Origin of the sequence: Streptomyces sp. WMMB 322 (assembly GCF_900090145.1) — a bacterium.
Lineage (GTDB): Bacteria > Actinomycetota > Actinomycetes > Streptomycetales > Streptomycetaceae > Streptomyces.
Window position 1 is genome coordinate 382811 of record NZ_FMHI01000003.1, and the last position, 21460, is coordinate 404270.

At 70.6% G+C, this 21460-nt stretch carries 17 protein-coding genes and 1 pseudogene; 6 read left to right on the top strand and 12 right to left on the bottom strand.

Annotation, left to right across the window (positions count from 1 at the left end):
- Positions 1-139: 139 nt before the first annotated feature.
- Positions 140-1180: a hemolysin family protein gene (locus H180DRAFT_RS07560; RefSeq protein WP_055485182.1), complete on the bottom strand. Its 1041-nt coding sequence runs from the start codon at positions 1178-1180 to the stop codon at positions 140-142.
- On the bottom strand, positions 1177-2505 hold the full coding sequence (locus H180DRAFT_RS07565; RefSeq protein WP_055485183.1) for a hemolysin family protein: 1329 nt from the start codon (positions 2503-2505) through the stop codon (positions 1177-1179). Before H180DRAFT_RS07565 ends, H180DRAFT_RS07560 begins: the two co-directional genes overlap by 4 nt.
- A gap of 412 nt (positions 2506-2917) precedes the next feature.
- Here H180DRAFT_RS07565 and H180DRAFT_RS07570 point away from each other — a divergent pair, with 412 nt between their 5' ends.
- Together H180DRAFT_RS07570 and H180DRAFT_RS07575 are read left to right on the top strand one after the other, a co-directional pair.
- Entirely contained in the window at positions 2918-3946 is a 1029-nt protein-coding gene (locus H180DRAFT_RS07570) for a sodium:calcium antiporter (RefSeq protein WP_055485302.1), read from the top strand.
- Between the two features lie 481 nt (positions 3947-4427).
- Positions 4428-5795 (top strand): MBL fold metallo-hydrolase, encoded by a 1368-nt coding sequence (locus H180DRAFT_RS07575; protein ID WP_055485184.1) that lies wholly within the window; start codon positions 4428-4430, stop codon positions 5793-5795.
- 286 nt (positions 5796-6081) lie between these two features.
- Here H180DRAFT_RS07575 and H180DRAFT_RS07580 read toward each other — a convergent pair whose 3' ends face one another.
- From H180DRAFT_RS07580 to H180DRAFT_RS07610, 7 genes are all read right to left on the bottom strand, one after another.
- Positions 6082-7875: a DEAD/DEAH box helicase gene (locus H180DRAFT_RS07580; RefSeq protein ID WP_055485185.1), complete on the bottom strand. Its 1794-nt coding sequence runs from the start codon at positions 7873-7875 to the stop codon at positions 6082-6084.
- A 186-nt stretch (positions 7876-8061) separates the two neighbouring features.
- Positions 8062-9312, bottom strand: a complete 1251-nt coding sequence (locus H180DRAFT_RS07585) for a YeiH family protein (protein ID WP_079099919.1) — start codon at positions 9310-9312, stop codon at positions 8062-8064.
- On the bottom strand, positions 9312-9914 hold the full coding sequence (locus H180DRAFT_RS07590) for a cysteine dioxygenase family protein (RefSeq protein ID WP_055485186.1): 603 nt from the start codon (positions 9912-9914) through the stop codon (positions 9312-9314). Before H180DRAFT_RS07590 ends, H180DRAFT_RS07585 begins: the two co-directional genes overlap by 1 nt.
- A gap of 138 nt (positions 9915-10052) precedes the next feature.
- Positions 10053-10958: a LysR family transcriptional regulator gene (locus H180DRAFT_RS07595; RefSeq protein ID WP_055485187.1), complete on the bottom strand. Its 906-nt coding sequence runs from the start codon at positions 10956-10958 to the stop codon at positions 10053-10055.
- A 149-nt stretch (positions 10959-11107) separates the two neighbouring features.
- The gene (locus H180DRAFT_RS07600; RefSeq protein WP_055485188.1) at positions 11108-11479 is read right to left on the bottom strand and encodes a type II toxin-antitoxin system death-on-curing family toxin; all 372 of its coding nucleotides are present in this window, start codon (positions 11477-11479) and stop codon (positions 11108-11110) included.
- A gap of 10 nt (positions 11480-11489) precedes the next feature.
- Positions 11490-11690, bottom strand: coding sequence for an Arc family DNA-binding protein (locus H180DRAFT_RS07605; RefSeq protein WP_055485189.1), 201 nt, complete (start codon positions 11688-11690; stop codon positions 11490-11492).
- 43 nt (positions 11691-11733) lie between these two features.
- Positions 11734-13404 (bottom strand): MFS transporter, encoded by a 1671-nt coding sequence (locus H180DRAFT_RS07610; RefSeq protein ID WP_079099920.1) that lies wholly within the window; start codon positions 13402-13404, stop codon positions 11734-11736.
- A 146-nt stretch (positions 13405-13550) separates the two neighbouring features.
- Here H180DRAFT_RS07610 and H180DRAFT_RS07620 point away from each other — a divergent pair.
- A pseudogene (locus tag H180DRAFT_RS07620) lies at positions 13551-14062 on the top strand (transposase).
- A gap of 18 nt (positions 14063-14080) precedes the next feature.
- Here H180DRAFT_RS07620 and H180DRAFT_RS07625 read toward each other — a convergent pair.
- The gene (locus tag H180DRAFT_RS07625) at positions 14081-14509 is read right to left on the bottom strand and encodes a VOC family protein (RefSeq protein ID WP_055485191.1); all 429 of its coding nucleotides are present in this window, start codon (positions 14507-14509) and stop codon (positions 14081-14083) included.
- A 374-nt stretch (positions 14510-14883) separates the two neighbouring features.
- Here H180DRAFT_RS07625 and H180DRAFT_RS07630 point away from each other — a divergent pair, with 374 nt between their 5' ends.
- From H180DRAFT_RS07630 to H180DRAFT_RS07640, 3 genes are all read left to right on the top strand, one after another.
- Positions 14884-15753, top strand: a complete 870-nt coding sequence (locus tag H180DRAFT_RS07630) for an alpha/beta fold hydrolase (RefSeq protein ID WP_055485192.1) — start codon at positions 14884-14886, stop codon at positions 15751-15753.
- Between the two features lie 296 nt (positions 15754-16049).
- Positions 16050-16391: a trypco2 family protein gene (locus H180DRAFT_RS07635; RefSeq protein WP_055485193.1), complete on the top strand. Its 342-nt coding sequence runs from the start codon at positions 16050-16052 to the stop codon at positions 16389-16391.
- Positions 16378-20787, top strand: a complete 4410-nt coding sequence (locus H180DRAFT_RS07640) for a S1 family peptidase (protein WP_055485194.1) — start codon at positions 16378-16380, stop codon at positions 20785-20787. Before H180DRAFT_RS07635 ends, H180DRAFT_RS07640 begins: the two co-directional genes overlap by 14 nt.
- Before the next feature lie 28 nt (positions 20788-20815).
- On the opposite strand, the gene H180DRAFT_RS07645 is transcribed toward H180DRAFT_RS07640, so the two are convergent.
- On the bottom strand, positions 20816-21262 hold the full coding sequence (locus tag H180DRAFT_RS07645) for an acyl-CoA thioesterase (RefSeq protein ID WP_079099921.1): 447 nt from the start codon (positions 21260-21262) through the stop codon (positions 20816-20818).
- A gap of 41 nt (positions 21263-21303) precedes the next feature.
- Entirely contained in the window at positions 21304-21450 is a 147-nt protein-coding gene (locus H180DRAFT_RS29750; RefSeq protein WP_159033565.1) for a hypothetical protein, read from the bottom strand.
- Between the last annotated feature and the right edge of the window lie 10 nt (positions 21451-21460).

Below are 21460 nucleotides of genomic sequence, written 5' to 3' on the forward strand. Positions count from 1 at the left end.
AAGAGTGCGTCCAGAATCCGGTCACTTCTTCTTTGCGCTCGGGGTTCACTGTGAGGTGTGTGGCCGTTTCGCGGTGAGATGGGCCGTCGGTGCGTGCATGGTGCGTGATCCCTGCAGGGCGGGGGTTGCAGACGCCCGGCTACGAAACCGGATCTCCCGCGCTCTCGGTCGCGGGCGGACCGACCAGCTCACCGAGCACGTCGTCCATGGTGACGAAGCCGAGTACGGTGCCCTTCTCGCCGGTGACTGCTGCCAAGTGGGTGCCGGCAGCGCGCATCAGGGTCAAGGCGTCGTCCAGGGGGGTGTCGATCTTCACGGGGATGACGGTGTGCAGCGCCTCCCGGGGGAACGGCTCCTCACGGTGGGTCGCACCGAGCGCGTCCTTGATGTGCAGATACCCCAGGACCGTCTCACCGGGCCCCGTCACCGGCAGCCGCGACAACCTCGCGGCGGCAGCCGCCCGTTCCAGCCCCCGCGGGCTGATCAGGTGGTCGACGGTGACCATCTGCGCCAGCGGAACCATGACCTCGCCCACGGGGCGACTGCCCAATTCGAGAGCGTCACGCAGCCGTTCGCCGTCTTCCGGCTCCAGCAGCCCGGCGGCGCTGGAGGCCATGACGAGGTCGATGAGCTCATCGTCAGTGAAGACCGACTCGACTTCGTCTTTCGGTTCGACTCGCAGCAGCCGAAGAAGGGCGTTGGCGAAGGCGTTGATCCCGAAGGTGACAGGCCGCAGTGCCTGGGTGAGGCCGACGAGTGCCGGACCCAGCACCAGCGCGGTGCGAGCCGGAGCAGCCAGCGCGATGTTCTTGGGCACCATCTCGCCGATGAGCATGTGCAGATACGTCGCGACGGTGAGTGCGAGCACGAACGCGATCGGGTGGGTCAGAGCGGCCGGCACACCGATCGCCTCGAACCCGGGTTCCAGCAGGTGGGCGATGGCCGGTTCGGCGACCGCACCCAGTACGAGGGAGGAGACGGTGATGCCCAACTGTGCTGTGGCCATGGCTGCGGAGACGTGCCTCAACCCCCACAGGACGGTCTTCGACCGCTTCTCGCCTGCTTGTGCAAGCGGTTCGATCTGGCTGCGTCGTACGGAGATGAGGGCGAACTCGGCTCCCACGAAGAAGGCGTTCGTGACCAGGGTGAGCGCACCGATGATCAGTTGAAGGTTGGTCATCGGGCTTCCTCGTCGGACTGCTCGGCGGGCGCGGTGATGTGTATCCGGTCGGCACGGTGCCGGGCGGCGTGCACAACCGCGAAGGACCAGCCTCCTGCCTCGAGCCGGTCGCCCGCGACCGGAATACGCTCCAGGCGCGTGGCGACGAGACCGGCGAGGGTCTCGTAGGGCCCGGCGGGGGCGGAGAAGCCGAGCTCCTCGAGCTCGTCGAGGCGGACACTTCCATCCGCCTCCCACGCCCGGCGGCCGTCGCCGGAAGGAGTCAGCGGAGTCAGGTCGGGAAGAGCCTCCGGGTCGTGCTCGTCCCGCACTTCACCGACGACCTCCTCGACGATGTCCTCCATGGTGGCGACACCGGCGGTACCGCCGTACTCGTCGACCACGACGGCCATGGTGTGAGCGCGGCGCAAAGGTGCCAGGAGCCGATCGACCGGAAGCGAGTCGGGCACCCGAAGCGGATCGGTGATCAGGTCGGTGACCCGTACGTGGGGGCGTGACTGCTCATCGAGGGCCAGAACGTCCCGGATGTGGACGGTGCCCACGACGTCGTCCAGGGTGTCCCGGTAGACGGGGAAGCAGGAGAGGCCCGTGGCCAGCGAGAGTCCGGCTGCTTCCTCGGCAGTGGCGTGAGCCGCCAGAGCGTGTACGTCCACGCGCGGCGTCATGACGTTTTCAGCTGTCAGGTCTGCCAAGTGCATGGTGCGGACGAACAACTCGGCCGAGTCCTGTTCGATGGCTCCCTCTCGCGCCGAGTGGCGGACGAGGGCCACCAGTTCCTCCGGTGAACGCGCAGAGGCGAGCTCCTCGGCGGGTTCGAGACCGACACGGCGGAGCAGCCGGTTGGCCGTGTTGTTGAGGTGCCTGATGAGCGGGGTGAAAGCGGCCGTGAAACCCAGCTGAGGACCGGCGACGATACGGGCCACGGCCAGGGGCCTGGAGATCGCCCAGTTCTTCGGGACGAGCTCACCGACCACCATGAGGAAGATGGTGGAGACCGTGACACCGAGCACCGTCGACGTGCCGGCCACGGCGCCCTCCGGCACGCCCGCCGCTGTGAGGGGACCTTTCAGCAAGGAGGCCAGTGACGGCTCGGCCAGCATGCCGATCACCAGTGACGTGACGGTGATCCCGAGCTGCGCGCCCGAGAGCTGGAAGGTCAGCCGCTGCACTGCTCGCAGGGCATGGGAGGCGCCACGTTCGCCTGCCCGCGCAGAACGTTGCAGTTCGTTCCGTTCCACCGTCGTGAGGGAGAACTCGGCCGCGACGAAGACGGCGCACGCGAGAGTCAGGGCGATCGCGGCCAGGAGGAGAAGCACTTCGGTCACCGTGCCACCCCCGTCCGCGTAGGCGTGGGCGCAGGGATGGCACGGCAGGGACTGGGAGGCTCACCCATTACGGGACCGCGGCTCCTTCTCCGAGTGGACGGTTCGCCGGCGGTCGGGCCCGCCGGTGCAGTAAAAGGATAGTAAAGTGTATCGGTCCGGCCGCGTCAGGGACTCTTCGCATCCCCCTCCGTCACGGGCGTCTGCTCGCAGGTTGTGTGCGGGCCTGCGGCGGAACGGACCGGCTCGGGCAGCTTCTTCCCACCGGAGATCACACGCAGCGGGCGCGGCCCGAACGGAGATTTGCTCCGGCCGCAGCGTGCCAGCGGCCCTCCACACGCCCGCGGATGTTCTTCTTCCGTGAGAACCACAGAGCAAACCCGTCGTAGCCGAGCAAGGGAGCGTCGTGCTCGCACTGCTGGACGGCCGGTGGCCGGTGACCTGGAGTGTGGTGGCGCTGCTGTCGGCTGGCCTGCTCACCGTCGTGTGCAGCATCCGCCTCGCCACTCTCGGCGACGTCCTGGCAGACCGGACCGGCTGGGGCGAGGCAGTCTTCGGTGCCGTCCTGTTCGGGCTTGTGACGTCGCTTTCCGGGATCGTGATGACTGGCGTGAGCGCAGCGGACTCGGAGCCGCAACTTGCGTACAGCAACGCAGTCGGAGGCATCGCCGCCCAGACTCTCGCCGTCGTGATCGCAGACGTCTTCCACCGAAGAGCCAACCTGGAACACGCCACGGCTTCGCTGGAGAACATCCTGTTCGGCTGCCTCCTGACAGGGCTTCTCGGCATCGCCCTCATGGCATCCTTCAGCCCCCAGGTCACCGTGCTCGGCGGACATCCGGCCTCGGCTGTGCTCGTCCTCTTCTATGCGGGCGGTCTGCGGCTCATGCACAGCAGTGAACTGCCCATGTGGCGACCGGTACGCACGCAGGAGACGGTGCCGGACACGCCACAGCCACCGGGGAAGGACAACGAACGCGCCACCGGGCTGCTGTGGGCCGAGTTCCTCGCAGTCGCCCTGACCGTGGTTCTCGGCGGCTGGGCCGTCACCCACGCAGCCGAAGGGATCGTCTCGGGCACGGGCCTCACCCCCGGCCTGGTCGGCGCGGGCATCATGGGCGTCATCAACGCCCTGCCGGAAACGGTGACCGCGATCGCGGCAGTGCGCCGCGGCGCAGTCACCCTTGCCATCGCGGCAATCCTCGGCGGGAACTGCCTGGACGTGCTGAACCTTGTCGTAGGCGACATCGTCTACCCGGGCGGATCGCTGTACCACGCCGCCGGCCGCGACGAACTCTTCCTCACCTGCGGAGCGTTGGTGATGACGACGATCGTGCTCGGCGGGCTCCTCGTACGTCAGCGGCGAGGCTGGTTCGGACTCGGCTTCGACGGCACCCTGCTCATCGGGATCTACGCGACGACGCTGGTCACGCTGGCCTTCTGATCTCTCTACTGACATCGCTGACACGCGGCAGGCAAGTTGAGCCTGCGCGAGTGACCCGAAGGGCCGCCGACGGGGCAGCCGCTCGCAGGCCAACCGGACTCCCGGAGGGGAGAAGGGAACGAGAGCGGCAGACGCCGGACGGGCGGGAGGGGGCGGGACGTGCAGGCGGGGGGCACGGGGCTCAAACATGATTTGCGGACCGGCATATGGGAGGCAGCACAGAAACCCGTCCGGTCCAGGGAGGTAAATCATGCCGCCCCGGGACACCCGCCGGAACGGCCCGCCCCCGCACCCACCACGAACCCCACGCGCACCCCCGCACCAGCCGCAACCCGCACCCGCGAACAGCGGCCAACCCCCGGCACCCGCCGGCCGACACCCAGCCCCCGCGGGCCCTCGCCCGACCGGAACGCCAATGATTGCCGCACCTGTGCCGGGTACCCGGACGCTGATTCGGGATCATCGAGCAGGAGCCGGAGCCGTGTTTTTCGTCGACACCCTGGAGATCCAGGGGCTGGGCAATCGCAGCTATCTCGCGGGCGGCCCCGAGGCCGCAATCGCGGTCGACCCGCCGCGGGACATCGACCGGGTGGTCACCGCCACGGCCCGCCGCGGTGTCCGCATCGCGTACGTGGCGGAGACCCACGTCCACAACGACTACGTCACCGGCGGCCTGGAGCTGGCCCGGGTCACCGGTGCCCGCTACCTCGTGCCGGCCGGCGCGGACGTCTCGTTCGCCCGGACACCCGTCGCGGACGGCGACACCGTCACCGTCGACGGGCAGCTGACCGTGCGCGCCCTGTCGACTCCCGGTCACACACCGCACCACACCTCGTACGTCCTGGAGGAGAACGGCCACGGCGTCGCCGCGTTCACCGGAGGGTCGCTGCTGATCGGAACGGTCGGGCGGACGGACCTGGTGGAGCCGCGGCTGACGGAGTCGCTGGCCAGGGATCAGCACCGGTCCGCGCACCGGCTGGCCGGCTCCCTGGACGACGACGTCCAGGTGCTGCCGACCCACGGTTTCGGCAGCTTCTGCTCCAGCGAGCAGGCGGCCGGGGACTCGACCACGATCGGCGCCGAGCGCAAGGAGAACGACGCGCTGACGCTCGACGTGGAGACCTTCGTCTCGAGGCTGCTCACGGGCCTGGAGGACATCCCGGCCTATTACGTGCACATGGGCCCGGTCAACGCCGCGGGCCCCGACCCGGTGGATCTCACGCCGCCGCAGCAGGCCGGCCCGGAGCAGATCGCCGCCCGCCTGGCATCCGGTGAGTGGGTCGTGGACCTGCGTGACCGCACGGCCTTCGCGGCCGGTCATCTCGCCGGTTCGTACAACTTCGAGGGCGACGGGCGGCTCGCGACCTACCTCGCGTGGCTCATCCCGTGGGGGAAGCCGGTGACGCTGCTGGGTGAGAGCCCGGAGCAAGTTGCCGATGCGCAGCGGGAGTTGGCCCGTGTGGGCATCGACCGTCCGGCGGCTGCCGCCAGCGGCGGCCCGTCCGACTGGGCGCGCGGCGCGGATGAGGTCGCCTCGTTCCCCCGTGCCGGGTTCGACGAGTTGAGGGCCGCCCTCACCGGGGACGAGGTGCCGGTGGTGCTCGATGTGCGCCGCGATTCCGAACGCGCCCGCGGATACGTCGGCGGGTCGGTCCACATCCCCGTGCACGAGCTCCACGGCCGGTTGGCGGAGGTGCCGCCCGGTGTGGTGTGGGTGCACTGTGCGACGGGGATGCGCGCGACCATCGCGGCTTCCGTGCTGGACGCCGCCGGACGCTCCGTGGTCGTGATCGACGACGAGTTCGCCTCACCGGCGGCGGAACGGCTCACCGTCGTCCCGGCGGGCTGAGTACCTGCGGTCGTAGGGCGCGGCACCGGCCGGCCGCGTCGGAACACCCGGAAAGCCCCCGGAAGCCGCCGGGAATCCGACCGGGAGCCGATCACCGGAACCGACCGGGGGCCGATCGCCGGAGCCGACCGCCGGAACCGACCGGGAGCCGATCACCGGAACCGACCGCCGGAGCCGCGAAAAAAAACCCGGGCCCCGCTGATCACGGAGGCGGGCAGCCGCTGGCGCGCGGCGCTCGCCGGCCGCGGCCCCGGCGCCGGGAATCCCTGTGCCGCACCGGAGCCGCTCAGCGCATCCGCGTCGCCCACTCCCGCACCTTCGCGATGCGCTGTTCGATCTGGCCCGCCGTGGCCTCCGCGCTCGGCGGGCCCCCGCACACCCGGCGCAGCTCGTTGTGGATCACCCCGTGGGGCTTTCCGCTCTGGTGGACGTAGGCCCCCACGAGGCCGTTCAACTGCTTGCGCAGTTCCAGCAGTTCCTTGTGCGTGACGACGGGGCGGCGGTCCGCGGGCAGTTCGATGAGGTCCGCCTCCGCGTCGGGCCTCTTCCTGCTGTGCGCGATCTGCCGCGCCTGCCGCTTCTGGAGGAGGGCCTGCACCTGGTCCGGTTCCAGGAGCCCGGGGATGCCGAGGTAGTCCTGCTCCTCGTCGCTGCCGGGGTGGGCCTGCATGCCGAACTCGGCGCCGTCGTACATGACCCGGTCGAAGACGGCGTCCGACTCCAGTGCCTCGAAGGGCAGTTGATCCTGCTCGCCGGTGTCCTCGTCCTGTTCGCGTTCGGCCTCTTCGAGGAGGTCCGCCTCTTCCGCGTAGGGGTCGTCCTCCGCGTCCTTCTTCGGCTTGTCGAGCACGTGGTCGCGCTCGACCTCCATCTCGTGCGCGAAGGTCATCAGCATCGGGATGGTCGGCAGGAAGACGGACGCCGTCTCCCCGCGCCGGCGGGACCGTACGAAGCGGCCCACGGCCTGCGCGAAGAAGAGCGGCGTGGAGATCGTCGTGGCGTACACGCCGACCGTGAGACGGGGGACGTCCACGCCCTCGGAGACCATCCGCACCGCGACCATCCACCGGTCGTCGGAGTTGCGGAAGTCCTCGATGCGCTGCGAGGCGCCGCTGTCGTCGGAGAGCACGACCGTGGCGGCGGTGCCGGTGACTTCGCGGAGCAGCTTCGCGTACGCACGGGCCGAGTCCTGGTCGCTGGCGATCACCAGGCCGCCCGCGTCGGGGACGGCCTTGCGTACTTCGCTCAGCCGCCGGTCGGCGGCGCCGAGGACGGACGGCATCCACTCGCCGTGCGGATCGAGGGCCGTGCGCCACGCCTGTGAGACGGCGTCCTTCGTCATCGGTTCGCCGAGGCGCGCCTCGATCTCGTCGCCCGCCTTGGTCCGCCAGCGCATGTTGCCGCTGTAGGAGAGGAAGATGACGGGGCGCACGACGCCGTCGGCGAGTCCGTTGCCGTAGCCGTAGGTGTAGTCGGCGACGGAACGGCGCACCCCGTCGGCGTCCTCGGCGTAGTCGACGAACGGGATGGGGTTGGTGTCGGAGCGGAAGGGTGTGCCGGTGAGGGCGAGCCGCCGCGTGGCCGGCTCGAACGCCTCCTGGCATGCCTCGCCCCACGAGCGGCTGTCGCCGGCGTGGTGGATCTCGTCGAGGATGACGAGCGTCTTGCGCTGCTCGACCCGGTTGCGGTGAAGCATCGGCCGCACGCCCACGCCCGCGTACGTCACCGCGACACCGTGGTACTCCTTGCTGAGCGGGCCGGCGCTGTAGTCGGGGTCGAGCTTGATGCCGATGCGCGCCGCCGCTTCGGCCCACTGCTTCTTCAGGTGCTCGGTCGGCGCCACGACGGTCACCTGCTGCACGACGTGGTGGTGGAGCAGCCACGAGGCGAGGGTGAGTGCGAACGTCGTCTTGCCCGCGCCCGGCGTCGCCACCGCGAGGAAGTCCCGTGGCTGCTGCTGCAGATACGCGTCCATCGCCGCCTGCTGCCAGGCCCGCAGCTTGCCGGCCGTGCCCCAGGGGGCGCGGCCGGGGAAGGCGGGCGACAGGTGGTGGCTGGTGGAGGAGGTGCTGGTAGTCACGGTCTCCGGGTGGGTCGGTGGCGTGGTCGTCCGCTGTGGTGCGAGGGCCGCTGTCGAGTGCTGCCGGACAACACGGCGAGGCCGGTTCAGCCTACCGGCGGCCGCTGACGGTCTCCGTGGGGAGTCCGTTTCCGGCGGATTCCCCGGGCCTGCACGGAAGTTGCGCGCGGAGTGCTGCCGGCCGCGTCACGCGGTCAGCAGCACGCCCCCGTACGAAACACCGGCGATGACGATCCACGAGCACAGCCCGAGCGCGGCGACCCTGCCTCCGGTGCGGGCGAGCGTGGGCAGATGGACGGCGCTTCCCAGCCCGAACAGGGCGGCGGCCAGCAGCAGTTCCTGCGCGGTGGCGGCGGCGCCGAGGGCCTCAGCGGGGAGCAGTCCCGTCGTGCGGAGGAGGACCATGAGGAGGAAGCCGGCGACGAAGAGCGGCAGGAGAGGCGGGCGCCGGCCCGCCACGCGGGTGCCGGTGCCGGTGCCGGTCGCGGCGCGAGTGCCGGTGCCGGTGCCGGTCGCGGCGTCCTCACCGGTGCTCTTGCCGTCCTCGGCTCCGTCGGGCCGCACTTCGGCGCCGGCGTCCCGGGAGTGCGCGTGGCGTGCCCGTACGGACAGCACGACGGCCGCCACCAGCGGCGCGAGCAGCGCCACGCGCATCAGCTTCACCAGCACCGCCTGCCCGAGGGCGTGCTGCCCGGCGGTCTGGGCGGTCGCCACGACCTGGCCGACGTCGTGCACGCCCGCGCCGACCCAGCGTCCGAACTGACCCGCGTCCAGGCCCAACGGCTGGTGCAGCAGCGGCAGTACGGCGATGGCGAGCGTGCCGCACAGCGTGACGAGGGCGACGGACGTGGCCACGTCGCGCTCCTCGCTCTCCCGCACCTCGCTGACGGCGCAGATCGCGGAGGCGCCGCAGATCGAGTAGCCGGTGGCGATCAGCAGCGGCTGGTCGCCGGGGAGACCGAGCCTCCTGCCGAGCCACAGCGTCCCGGAGAAGGTCGCCGCGACGACGACGAGCACCATCGCGACGGTCGCCCAGCCGAGACCGGCGATGTCGCCGACGCTCAACTTCAGCCCGAGCAGCACCACTCCGACCCTCATGAGCCGCTTGCCCGCGAACGACAGACCGGGCCGGGCCGTCCCGCTCACCAGCTTCCGCGCACCGGGCAGGTGGGCGGCGAGGATGCCGAGGACGACGGCGGCCGTCAGCAGCGGCACGGCCGGCACCAGCAGATGCACGGATCCCGCGGCGGCGACGCCCAGCGCGGCCACCGCCAGACCCGGCAGCGGGCCGGTGGTGAGCGGTCCCGGGGGGCGGACGCTGCGGGCGGAACGGTCGGTGCGGGCGGCTTCCCTGCGGGAGGGCCGGACCGTGCCCGCGACGGGACGCGCGGGCGAGGGGGCGGGGGAGGCCGGTGGCCGGTCCCCCAGCAGCGCCATCAGCGGTCCGCCGGCAACTCGTACACGCGGCGCACGCTGCTGCCCAGGCGTGAGATGTCGGCACCGTAGACGTGGAGCGAAATCGCCTTCTCCCCGCAGCCGTTCCACACCTTGTGTATGTCGCCGGGCGGAGCGAATCCGCACACGGCGCCCACCGGGTTGACCACGTCCTCCGTCGCGACGAGCCGCGCGCTCCCGCCCGGTTCCTCCGCGGGCAGCAGCCGGTAGCGCCGTTCGTGCTCCTCGCCCTCGTGGACGCCGGTGACGCACCAGGAGACGTGGTCGTGCACCGGCGTGCACTGACCGGGCAACCACACCAGGGCGACGATCGAGAAGCTGCCGTCGTGCTCGGCGTGCAGCAGGTGCTGGCGGTAGCGGCCGGGGTCGCCCTCCTGCTGCTCCGGAGTGAGGAGGCCGTCCGCGTCGCCGGTGCCGAGGTGCGGTGCGAGCTTCTCACCGACGAGGTACGCGGTGACGTCCGGTGCCGTTCCGCGGCCGACCACTTCGCGCACTTCCCCGACGAGGGCGTCGAGCCGTGCGGTGGTACGGGGCACGGTGCCGGCGGCGGTCTCCGCGGGGTGGTGCTGCGTCGAAGTGGCCATGTCCGCAGAGTGAGGCCACGGAACCATCACGTCCAACGAGGGTTTCTTCGCCCTTCCCCAACGAACGCTTATGGAAGCGAAGTCCGCCGGCCGGATTCCCACCTCGCGGCGGGGCGCCGACCGGGACGTGCGCGGCGTTCAGCACCCGACGCGGTTCGCGGCGGCCGTCCTCAGTTCGTCCAGCACGAGCGCGGTCGTCGGGATTTCGAGGTGCTCGCGCAGCACGTACGCGGAGACCTGGCGGCGCGAGGGCGGGTCCAGGGCCCGTCCGGTGACCTTGCGGTGCACGAGGAAGGAGAGCACCAGCCCCGGCATCATCGCGATGCCGAGCCCTTCGGCGACGAGGCTCTGCACCACGAGTATGTCGTCGGTGGTGAAGGCAATGTCCGGCGCGAAGCCCAACTCGGCGCACTCGTGGAGGAAGTTGGCCCGGCAGCGCAGGCAGCCCGCTATCCACCGCTCGTCCGCCAGCTCGGAGAGCCTTACCGCGCGGCGGCGCGCCATCGGGTGCCCCGTCGGCAGCAGCACGGTCAGCTGGTCCTCCATGAGCGGGATCTCGACCAGCTCGTCAGGGACCTGGGCGTGGAGCCCGGGATAGGTGAAGGCGAGGGTGATGTCGCACTCGCCGTCGGCGACGCGCCGCATCGAGTCGGGCGGCTCCGCCTCCTGCAACTCGACCCGCACGCCCGGGTGTCCGTCCGCCAGGCGCGCCAGCGCCTCCGGCACGAGCGTCGCACCCGCGCTGGGGAACGCGCACATCCGCACCCGTCCGGCGCGCAGCCCTGTGATCGCCGACATCTGCTGCTGCGCGGCCGCGATCCGGTCGAGTATGACGCCCGCGTGCCGCTCCAGCGCCTCGCCCGCCTCCGTCAGCCGCATCTGCCGCCCCACCCGGACGAACAGCGGTGTGCCGACGGACCGTTCGAGGGCCTTCATCTGCTGCGTGATCGCGGGCTGCGTGTAGCCGAGCGTCCGCGCGGCCGCCGAGTACGAACCGACCCGCACCACTTCGTGGAACGTCCGGATGTGCCGCGAGTCGAACATGCCAGAACCATAAGCAGAATTTGGGCCCCCGGCGACACACCGGCACCGGAGCTCGGAAACCGGCGGGCAGAGCACGACCGTGCGCAGCAACGGCAATGGGGGCGCCGGCTTCGCCGGCCACCCCCGCACGCGACACCCTTCATTTCCACTTACGCGTCGTCCCGCAGAGCGCGAAGTCCTTCCGCGATGACCTTCACCTCGTCGATCCTGCCCGTCACGACGCCGATGACCAGCCTCTCGGCCGCATCGATGTCGGGCCGCAGGCTGACACCATTGAGCGTCAGGAAGGTGACGCAGGACAGCCATGCCATGCGCTTGTTTCCGTCCACGAGCGGATGGTTGAGGGCCAGCGACTGGAGAAGCGAAGCCGCCTTGTCCAGGAGATCCGTATAGGCCTCTTCGCCGAACATCGACGCGGAGGGACGATGCACCGCCGATTCCAGGAGGCCGGCGTCCCGTACCTCGACTTCCACACCACCGCATGCGGCACGAGCGACGGTCGAGACCTCCTCGGCGGCCAGTTGGAGGAGGTCACTTGAGCCGCTCCATCAGCTCGTGCCACTTGGCGGCTTCCTTGGTCGCGGTCTCCCGCACCATGGCTTCGCGCGCGTTCCGCGCCAGACAGCGCTCCACAGCCCTGAGCACTACTGCGTGCATACTGCGCCCTTCGAGCTCCGCCTGCTTCTTGAGTGCTTCGGTGAGCTCGTCGTCGAGACGAAGGTTCATAGCCATACCAAAACGGTACGTACGACCTGGGGTCAAGGTGGTACCGAGCTCATGCCCGCTCCCGCAGCCGCCCCGCGACGGCCACGCCCAGCGCGCAGACCGAAGCCGCGATCGCGTAGACCGCCACGAACGCCAGCGGCCGGCCGTCGGACGCCGCGGCCCCCGCAGCGCCGCCCCCCGCGACGCCCACGCTGACCGAACCGCCTCCGCACAGCGCGAAGGCGGCGCCGGTCGCGGCGAGCAGCACCACGTTCGAGAGGCTGTCGGACATCTGCAGCGCGGCCGAGTTCTTCCCCGCCTCCTCCGGAGCGGACAGCTGCAGGAGCAGCACGCTCGTGGAGGAGATGACCAGGCCCATGCCGTAGCAGCCCACCGCCATCGCGACGGCCAGCGTCCACACCGGCACGCTCTGCGCAAGCGCCGCCGGGGTGCAGGCCACGCCGGCCGTCACCAGCACCATCCCGGCGCGTGCCAGCCGTTCCCGGTACGGCGCCATACGCTGCCGTGACTGCGTGAAGGAGCCCAGCGCCCACGTCGCCCCGCCGGCCGCCAGCGTCAGCCCGGCCATGGTGACGGACAGGCCGCGCTGGCTGACCAGCATGAGCGGCACGAAGCTCTCGGCGACGACGAATCCGCCCGCCGCGATGCCGCGCAGCAGCACCACCGCGGGCAGCCCGCGCGCCGCCCGGTACGTGCCGCGCGGAAGCAGCCGCAGCGCCGCCGGCACGAGCAGCGCGGCCCCCGCGACTGCGGGGAGCACCGCGGAGAGGGTCAACTCCTGTCCGGCGTACTGCAGCAGGCCCGCGCCGGCGGCCAGCACCACGGCGAACCTCAGCCGCCGGCGGTCGGCCGGACTCTTGCCGCGGCGGTCCTTGGGGTCCGTGGAGCCCGTGGAGCCCGCGGCGGAGTCACCGGGCGGCGGCCCCGACGCGGTGCGCCGCACCGCCGGCAGCATCACGGCGAGCGGCACCGTCACCAGGAGCGGCACCCCGAGGAACACCCAGCGCCAGCCGAGATGCTGCGTCACCGAACCGGCGATCAACGGCCCGACGACGGCGGGCACCACCCACGCCGCGGCGAAGCACGCCAGCACCGTGGGCCGCAGCCGCTCCGGGTAGGCGCGGCTGACGGTGACGTACAGCGCCACGATGACCAGCCCTCCGCCGATGCCCTGCACGGCGCGGCCCGCGACGAAGATCCCCATGGTGGTGGCCGTGCCCGACAGCAGGAGACCCGCCGCGAACGACCCGATCCCCCACGCCAGCGGCGGCAGCGGCCCGCTCCGGTCGCTCCACTGTCCGGAGACGACCATGCCGAGCAGGGAGGTGGTGAAGAGCGCGGAGAAGGCGAAGGCGTAGACGGAGACGCCGTCGAGTTCGCCGGCCGCCACGGGCATCGCCGTGCCGACGGCGGTCGCTTCGAAGGCGATGAGGAAGACCACCGACACGATGCCGAGCGTCAGTGCCAGATAGCCGCGCCCGAGGACGCTCTGCGTCCGGGGAAGACCGGCACCGCTCTGCGTCCGGGGACGACTAGCGCCGCTCTGCGTCCGGGGAAGACCGGCGCCGCTCGGCGGCGGTGGCAGTCCGGCAGCCGCATCGGCTGCATCCGCCGGAACGGGTACGGGAACGGGAAGGTCCGACGACGGGGCGGTGGTCCTCACAGGTGCCGGGTCCTTCACGCCTCCGGGCTCCCGGGCGCCGTCCCCAGATGCAGTCATACGGGAACGGTAAGGGCCACGACTGACATTGGCACCTGTCAGTGGTCCCGGTGCCGTCGTCCGTTCGACCTAGGGCGCGTATCGAGTCGTGATCAATCTGCGGGATTTACCTTTGCGGTGGGGCCTGTTCCGGTAGATCGTTTTGCGTGACGCGAGTGCAACTGACGGATGTGGAGTGGGAGTTCATCGGCCCGTACCTGCCGATCGGCGAGTACGGGCCGTACCCCGAGCGGCTGCGGCAGCAGTTCGAGGGTGTGATCTGGCGGTTCAAGCGGGCAGTGGCCGGAGATGAAAGATCCGCGTCCGCGGTCCTGTCGGCCGCCCCCGCACCAGGCCGGAAGCGGTCGCCGGGGACAAGGCCTACTCGTTCCGCGGCAACCGGGCCCACCTGGGAAAACGCCACATCAAGGCGGTCATCTCGGAGAAGTCGGACCAGGCCGCCAACCGGAAGAAGAGGGGCTCCAGGGGCGGCCGGCCCGTCAGCCACGACGCCGACCTCTTCAAGGAGAGGAACACGGTCGAGTGCCTGTTCAACAAGCTCAAGTCCTGGCGGGGCATCGCCACCCGATACGACAAGACCCCGGACAGCTACCTCGCCGGACTGCACCTGCGCGCCTCGATGATCTGGATCAAAGACCTCACCCGAGGCGCCCCTTGACCACAGCCCTGTCGCGCCCTACGGGCGGACGTAAGGCCGAGTCATGACCTCCATGTTGTGACCGTCCGGGTCGTCGAAGTAGGCGCCGCGACCACCGAATAGACGGTTGATCTGGCCGGGTTCGGTGTGGCTGGGGTCGGCGTAGTAGGTGACCCCGATCACCTCCAGACGGGTGATAACGGCGTCGAACTGCTCGTCAGGGACGAGGAAGGCGTAGTGCTGCGACTGGATCGGCTCGTCCCTCTTCTCGTAGTAGTCGAGCGTCACGCCGTTGCCAAGGTCGACGGGCAGGAACGGCCCAAACGGGGCGCCGACCTTCAAGCCCAGGACCGCGGCGAGAAACTCGGCAGACAGGTGCCGGTCGCTTGCGTAGATGGCAGTGTGGTTCAGCTGGACGCTGGCCGCTGGCAGTTCGGATTCATGCGGGTACTGCTGGGCATAGGACATCAGTGATGTGTCTCCGGTCTTGGGATCCGCTGGAATGGGGCGCCGTATGCGGGCGCCGGGAGCAAAGACGCGGAGAAGGGGGCGGGCCTCTTGCCCGCCTCGTGCTCACGCCGAGGCCGGGAACCTCACTTGTGTGTGGCCCATGGCCGACCCGGCAGTCACCCGACCGACCTTAGTGACCATCACAGGCGGGGGCAACAGCGTTCCTTGGTCGTGCCCGGCCGCGGGTCGAGCCGCCGTTGCGTCATAGCGGGTCGTCACGGCTCCGCTGATCACAACCCGATACGCGCCCTAGTGCGGCCGGATCTCGACGCCCCCCGGGCAGGGGCGGACGGTCACGGCTGTTCACCCCTCCTTGGGGCACGCTGAGGGGTATGCCGTACTTCACCTCGTACGACGGGGCCGAACTCAGCTACCGCGTCATCGGCGACGCTCCCACGAGCTGGGACCGTCCGCCCCTGGTCTGTCTCGCGGGCGGTCCGGCTCGCGACGCCGCCTACCTCGGCGACCTCGGCGGGCTGAGCGCGTACCGGCGCCTGATCGTTCCCGACTCGCGCGGCACCGGCGATTCTCCGGCCGCCGCGGACCCGGACGAGTACGCCTTCCCGCGCCTCGCCGAGGACGTCGAAGCCCTGCGCCGGACACTGGGGTTCGACCGCTTCGCCCTCCTCGCGCACGACGCGGCGGCGGCCACCGCCCAGACGTACGCAGCCGCGCACCCTGCCCGTCTGAGCCATCTCGTACTGCTCAACCCCGGCTCGCGGCTGCAGGGCGAACTCCCCGACGACGCACGGGAGATCTTCGCGTCGCGGGCGGGCGAGGGCCCCTGGTGGGAGGAGGCCCGAGAGGCCGTACGGCTGCTGGAGAACGCCACGGATCTCACGCAGATCCGCGAACTGCTGCTGCGTGCCGCGCCGATGGCCTACGGACGCTGGGAAGCTCCGCAACGCGCGCACGCCGCCACCGAGAGCGACCAGCTCAACCCCGTGCCGCGCGCGGGTTTCTGGCAGGGCATCGACGAACCGTCGCGGCTGACGGTCCTGGAGGCGCTGGCCGACGTCGCCGTCCCCGTCCTCGTCGTCACCGGCGATCTCGACGCGGTGACGGGCATGCGCGCGGGGGAAGCGGTGGCCGAGTCCTTTCCGAACGCGCGGCTGCACGTCCTCAAGGGCGTGGGGCACTTCCCATGGATCGACGCTCCGGGCTCCCTCACGCGCCTGCTGAGGGACTTCCTCTCGGTCTGACCCCGGCTTCGCCCGCCCACCGGCCGAGCCCGAAGCACGTCGAGCGGACGGGGAGTTGGGGGGCACGCGCCTTGATAGCCGGCAGTACGAGGACATGCGTGCGGCCGGATCCGGCATCTGATCGATGACGTACGCCGGACGGTCCGGCCGACCTGGACGGGAACGGGCCACCCCGAGGCCACGGAGCAGGCCGCGGGGTAGGCGTCCGGAAGCCCTCCGTACGAGGGGCGGGTTCCGTACGAGTGGCGGATTCCGTCGCATCGACTCGCTCCGCGGCGCCCCATAGAATCCGCACCATGGCGGGGAACGGGGAGCAACGGCAGCCGATCGAACTGTCCGAGCTGGTGCGGCAATTGCGTACGGAGTTGAAGACCGCGGCGGCGGAGGGCGCCGAGGCGGGCGAACAACTCCAGTTCGAACTGGGCCCGGTGGAGGTCGAGGCCACCGTCGCCGCCGGCCGCGACAAGGGCGCGAGTGGGAAGGTGCGCTTCTGGGTCGTCGACGCGGGCGGCGACGCCAGGTTCACCCGCTCGCAGACTCAGCGGATCACGCTCACCCTGCACCCCAGGAGAGTGGGAGAGGACGGGACGACGCGCTCGCCGCTGATCTCCGGCGACGAACTCCGTGACGAGATCTGACGGAGGGACCCCCGGCGCAGCCCCCTGGACGGCGCTGCCCAACGGCCGGGTCGCCGAGGTCATCGTCAGCCGCGACAGCGCGAAGGACAGCCGCGGCTCGGGCTACCTGATCGCTCCGGGCCTGGTGCTGACGTGCGCGCACACCGTCGAGAACGCCTCCGGCATACGCGTGCGCTTCAACGCCGGCCGGCAGCCGCACGAGCGCGAGTTCGACGCGGCCACCGCGTGGCACCACGCGCGCATCGACATCGCCGTCCTCACCATCGGCTCCCAGGAGCCCGTACCGTCCGAGTCCTTCGCCCGGATCGGCGACCAGACCGTGCGGCTTCCCTGCGAGGCGAAGGGCCTGCCCCTGTTCAAGTTGGTCCACGCCGCGGCCGGAGGCCGGTTCCGCGACGTGGACCACGTGCACGCCACATGCGCCCCACACGCCAACTCACGTGCCCGCACACTGAACTTGAGGGTCGAAGATCCCCCCGACCCGGACGCGGACCCCCGCCACCCGGACGAGCAGCACGGTGAGTACAAGCCCTGGGCAGGCATGTCCGGCGCGGTGGTCTTCAGCGCCGGCCGCATCATCGGCGTCGTCACCGAGCACCACAAGGCCGAGGGAGGCCGCCTCACCGCCAGCCGCGTCGACGCCTGGAAGGACCTGATCGGCGACGAGGACGAACTGCGGCGCCTGGAAGCCCTCCTCGGCTGCGGCAGCCTGGACCCCGCTTCCCTTCCCGACGCGACCGAGGGAGCCCGGCAGCTCCCCGACGGCGTCCGCACGCACGAGCAGGAGCTGGTGAAGGGCTGGAACCAGAGGAAGTACCTGACGAACGCCCAGGTCTCGTTCGTCAGCCCGGGGAAGACCCACAGGGCCGAACCGGACAACCTTCTCAGGCACCTGACCACGCTGTCCGCGCCGGGTTCGAGACCCGGAGACCTGGGGGTGGTGCTGGTCGGCGCCGCGGGCAGCGGCAAGACACGCACCTGCTTCGAGGTGGCGGAGAGAGCGGCAGAGAAGGGCTGGACCGTACTGCACGTCGAGCGGGACGCCACCGTCTCCGCAGAGGAGTTGGCGGACATCGTCGGCGCCTTCCATTCGGCGGGCCGTGACGTCCTGCTCGTTCTGGACTACCTCGACCGCTACACCGCGCTCGGCGCGGACTTCGCCGACAAGGTGGAGGAACGGCGCACCGCCCGGGCCCGGTTGACGTGCATCGCCTCGCTCCGCCCGGGTGCTGTGCAGGACGCCGAAGACCGCGGACAGATGCGGCTCTTCGAGCAGATCGAGGTCTGCCAGGAGGATTCCCACCAGGAGGCGGTGACGCGCGGCATCGTCGCAAACGCCGCGCAGAAGGCCGTGGAAGCCTTCGGCACGGACGAAGTCGCCCAGGTGTGCGGGACCCGGCCCGTCCTCGCCCTGCTGATCGCCAAAGCCATCGAGTACCGCTACCTCCACGGCGAGCGTGACGTGCTGCAACGCACCGGGCTGCGCAACGACAAGGACCTGTCGTACTGGCTGAGTCAGCGCACCCGCGAGGACCTGGGAGACGGGCGGACGGGGCCCGGGCGGACGCGGCTGCTGGCCTCCGCCGTTGCCGCCGCCGCCTGCCCTCAGGGGCGGGACGCCGTGGAGGACGCCGTCGCCGCCTTCCTCGACGCCCACGGCGACCGGGACTTCGAGGACGGCGAGATCGGCGTCGTGGGGCACCTGATCGACCTGAGCTGGCTGCTCGAATCGGCCGGCGGACTCGACGTCATGCACGACTTCGTGGCCGACGAACTGCTCCAGCAGGCCCTTCTGCCGAACAGGACCCGCCTCGAAAGCACCACCGCCGCACGGATGCTCACGGCTTTCCTCGTCTCCGCCGGCACCTTCGCCCGCGCCGCGACGCACCTGCGGCGGTGGAGCACGGACCTGGACGCCGGAAAGCGGGAAGAAGTCCGGCGCGTCTGCGACAAGTGGCTCCGGCGAGAGGGCGCCGCCGGCCTCGCGGCGCGCCTGGCCTCCACTGCCGACCCGGCGGAGAGCGAACGGACGCTGCGGGCGCTGCTGTCGGGCCCGCCGTGGCAGTCGGGCGTCATCGAGGCGTGGGACCGGCTCGTGGAGCCGTGGCTGGCCAGAGCCGCCGAGGAGGCGCCGCATCTCACGCAGTGGTTCCTCGTCGGCGCTGTACGCGACACCTCCGAAGCCGTGCCCGAACGCCTGTCCGCCACGGCCGTCGCCTGGGTCGAGGCGAACCCGGGCTTGCGGCGCGAGACCCGGAGCGTGCTCGAAGCCCTGCTGCGCGCGCCGGGCGTCTGCAGGACACACCGCTCCACGGCCGCACGCCTGGCGGTGAAGTGGCTCGGCGAACACGGCACTTCGTGGGGCAGCCGTCCCCTTGTCCTCGCCGAGGCGCTGCTCGCCCGTGAGGACCTCCCGGCGGACGTCGTGGAACAGGCCGTCGCCAAGGGCCTGTCGGTGGCCGTCTCGCACCTCCCCGTGCCCGCGACGGCACATGTGCTGGACAGGCTCCTGGGCCGTGCCGGTCTCGAATCCCGCTTGCGTGACGAGGTGTTGAGGCTCGCCTTCACCTGGCTCGGACGGCATCCTGACGCGGAGTCGGCGTCCTTCGTGCTCGTCCCGCTGCTCAAGAGCGAGGACCTGGGACGCCCCCGGGTCCAGTCGGTCTTCGACCGGTCCCTCAACTGGCTCGCCGGCCAAGGCACTTCACCGCTGGCTGCCTTCGTTCTGCGACACCTGCTGATGCACCCGGACCTGTACGGGAAGCGCTCGGAGACCGCCGCCGTCGCCGCCGTGGAGTGGCTCGCCAAGCGGGGCACCAGCCACGAGGCGACTTTCGTGCTGTCACCGCTGCTCCTGCGTTCCGATCACGGGCTCGATCCGGAACACCTCACGAACCTCGCCCTCGCCTGGCTCAAGAGCCATCATCCGTGCGGAGACGCCCACTTCGTCCTCTGCGCCCTGCTTGCACGGACGCAACTCCCGGACGGAGTACCGGAGCGGACCGCGCAGTACGCGATGGCATGGCTCCGCACCGGCACCCACGGCGTGCAGGAGATGGCCAGGTCCGTCCTCGGCGACCTGCTGAAACGCACCGAAGTGCCAGGTGCCCACGACCACTGCGACGCGGCGGTCAGCTGGCTCGACGTCGAAACCAACCTCGCCTCGGAGGAGGCGAGTTTCGTACTCCGGCCGTTGCTGAAACACCCGGCACTCGGACCGCACACGCAGGACGCCGTCAGGCTCGCCCTCGGCTGGCTCGAGCGGCATCCTGAATCCGAGAACGTCTCGTTCGTACTCGGGCCGCTGCTCGCGTTGCACGGCGTCACCTGGAACCGCGACGCCCCCGGAACAGACGATCCCGTCGCCATCGCCTTCAACTGGCTGACCGCACATGGCACTTCACCGGAAGCCCGCTTCCTGCTGGGCCCTCTGCTGCGACCGGACAGGGCCGGTGTGCGGGCGGCACGGCCTGCCCTCACCTGGCTGCGTACGGACAGTCACGGCACACTCGACGTGGCTTCACACATGCTGCAACCGCTGCTGACGTGCCCCGGACTCGACGAAGATCTCATCGCCGAAGCCGTCGACCGTGCCCTCGACTGGCTGGAGGTCCACCACACCGCGGACACCGCGCACCGGGTCCTCACGCCGCTCTTCGACATCGACCCGCCCGACCCGACGCGCCGCAGCCGGATGGTCGGGCGGCTTCTGGAGTGCGTCGACGACGGCCACGTCGACATGTCGCACGAACAGCTCCGCGCCCTGTGCCGGAAGGGACCGCTGCCCGTGGGGCAGGGCTCCCGCATCGCCGAACACGTCGCAGAGCGGAGCCGGCCGCCCGCAACCCTCAGCAAGAGCGCCGTCGAGCGGCTGGGGGTGACCCTGCGTCGCCAGGAGATCGGAAAGCGGCAACTCGCCCCGCTCGTGGACCTGGCGGACAAGTGGCTGGGCAACGAAAGGTGCATGCGCTCGCGTGGGACCAAACTGCTCATGCCGCTGCTGAGCCGTACGGACCTCGACCACTCCCAGGCCCGCAGGGTCGTCGTCCGCGCCCTGGAGTGGCTCGACGTGGACCGCGACACCTCCTTCGCCGGGGTGATCCTCGGGCTGCTGCTGAGCCGCCCGGAGGCCCCCGTGTACCCGGACCGGGCCACGGGGGAGCCCTCGAAGCCCGTACGGAAGGCGCTCGCATGGCTCGAGGCGTACCCGTCGCACGCGTACACCGCCGGTGTACTGTCGGTGCTTCTGGAACGTCCCGGCCTGCTGACGCGTACGCAGGAAGACGACTGCTCACAGCTGGCGGCCGACTGGCTCCGCACGGCGGAACATCCCGAGGCCCCCGACGCCCGGCAACTGGCCGAGGTACTGGCGCGCCGGCCGGACCAGAACAGGTGAGGGACCGGACCGCCCCTGCCGCCACATGTCAGATGCCGGGATCGAAATCGGTCACGAGCGCCTGGGCCGCCCTCAGCTGCTCGTCAGGCAACGGGCAGGAACGCCGCCGCTCCACGTCGAAGTGGACGCCTGTCAGGACCGTGACGGCCGCCAGCTCCCCCGTGGCGGCGTTCTCCATCCGGTGACAGAAGCGGATCACCTTCTCGCGCACCTCCAGCACCGCCGAGCGCACCACGACGATGTCCCCGGCCAGCAACTCCCGCCGGTACGAAATGCGTTGATCGACGGCGACCATGCCACGGCCGCTGGTGCGCAGATAGCCGGGCGTGATGCCGAAACTCGCGAAGAGCTGCCAGGTGGCCTCGTCGAACTTCCCGACGTACCACATGACGTTCATATGGCCCATCTGGTCGCAGTGCCAGGGGTAGACCGTCCCCCGGTACATCACTTCCAGACCGGTGGCATCGGTGGCCATGGACGATTCTCCCTCGCTCGGTGGAGTGCCGGCCCGGCACGTTAGCCGACGCCGATCACTGCATCAGCGTGACCGAGCAGCTCGGAACCGACCCGCAGCTGCATCTCCTCCGCCGCGGCCGCCATCGCATCGATCAGTCCGTCGCCGCCGAGTTTCACCATCCATGCCTCAAAGGTGCTGACCTGCACATAAGCTCAA

What these genes read in the sequence shown, in the direction of transcription:
- H180DRAFT_RS07605 (WP_055485189.1), bottom strand. Translation starts at nt 11,690, where the DNA reads ATGGCTATGAACCTTCGTCTCGACGACGAGCTCACCGAAGCACTCAAG.
- H180DRAFT_RS07630 (WP_055485192.1), top strand. Translation starts at nt 14,884, where the DNA reads ATGCCGTACTTCACCTCGTACGACGGGGCCGAACTCAGCTACCGCGTC.
- H180DRAFT_RS07645 (WP_079099921.1), bottom strand. Translation starts at nt 21,262, where the DNA reads ATGGCCACCGATGCCACCGGTCTGGAAGTGATGTACCGGGGGACGGTC.
- H180DRAFT_RS07595 (WP_055485187.1), bottom strand. Translation starts at nt 10,958, where the DNA reads ATGTTCGACTCGCGGCACATCCGGACGTTCCACGAAGTGGTGCGGGTC.
- H180DRAFT_RS07635 (WP_055485193.1), top strand. Translation starts at nt 16,050, where the DNA reads ATGGCGGGGAACGGGGAGCAACGGCAGCCGATCGAACTGTCCGAGCTG.
- H180DRAFT_RS07625 (WP_055485191.1), bottom strand. Translation starts at nt 14,509, where the DNA reads ATGTCCTATGCCCAGCAGTACCCGCATGAATCCGAACTGCCAGCGGCC.
- H180DRAFT_RS07560 (WP_055485182.1), bottom strand. Translation starts at nt 1,180, where the DNA reads ATGACCAACCTTCAACTGATCATCGGTGCGCTCACCCTGGTCACGAAC.
- H180DRAFT_RS07590 (WP_055485186.1), bottom strand. Translation starts at nt 9,914, where the DNA reads ATGGCCACTTCGACGCAGCACCACCCCGCGGAGACCGCCGCCGGCACC.
- H180DRAFT_RS07610 (WP_079099920.1), bottom strand. Translation starts at nt 13,404, where the DNA reads ATGACTGCATCTGGGGACGGCGCCCGGGAGCCCGGAGGCGTGAAGGAC.
- H180DRAFT_RS07585 (WP_079099919.1), bottom strand. Translation starts at nt 9,312, where the DNA reads ATGGCGCTGCTGGGGGACCGGCCACCGGCCTCCCCCGCCCCCTCGCCC.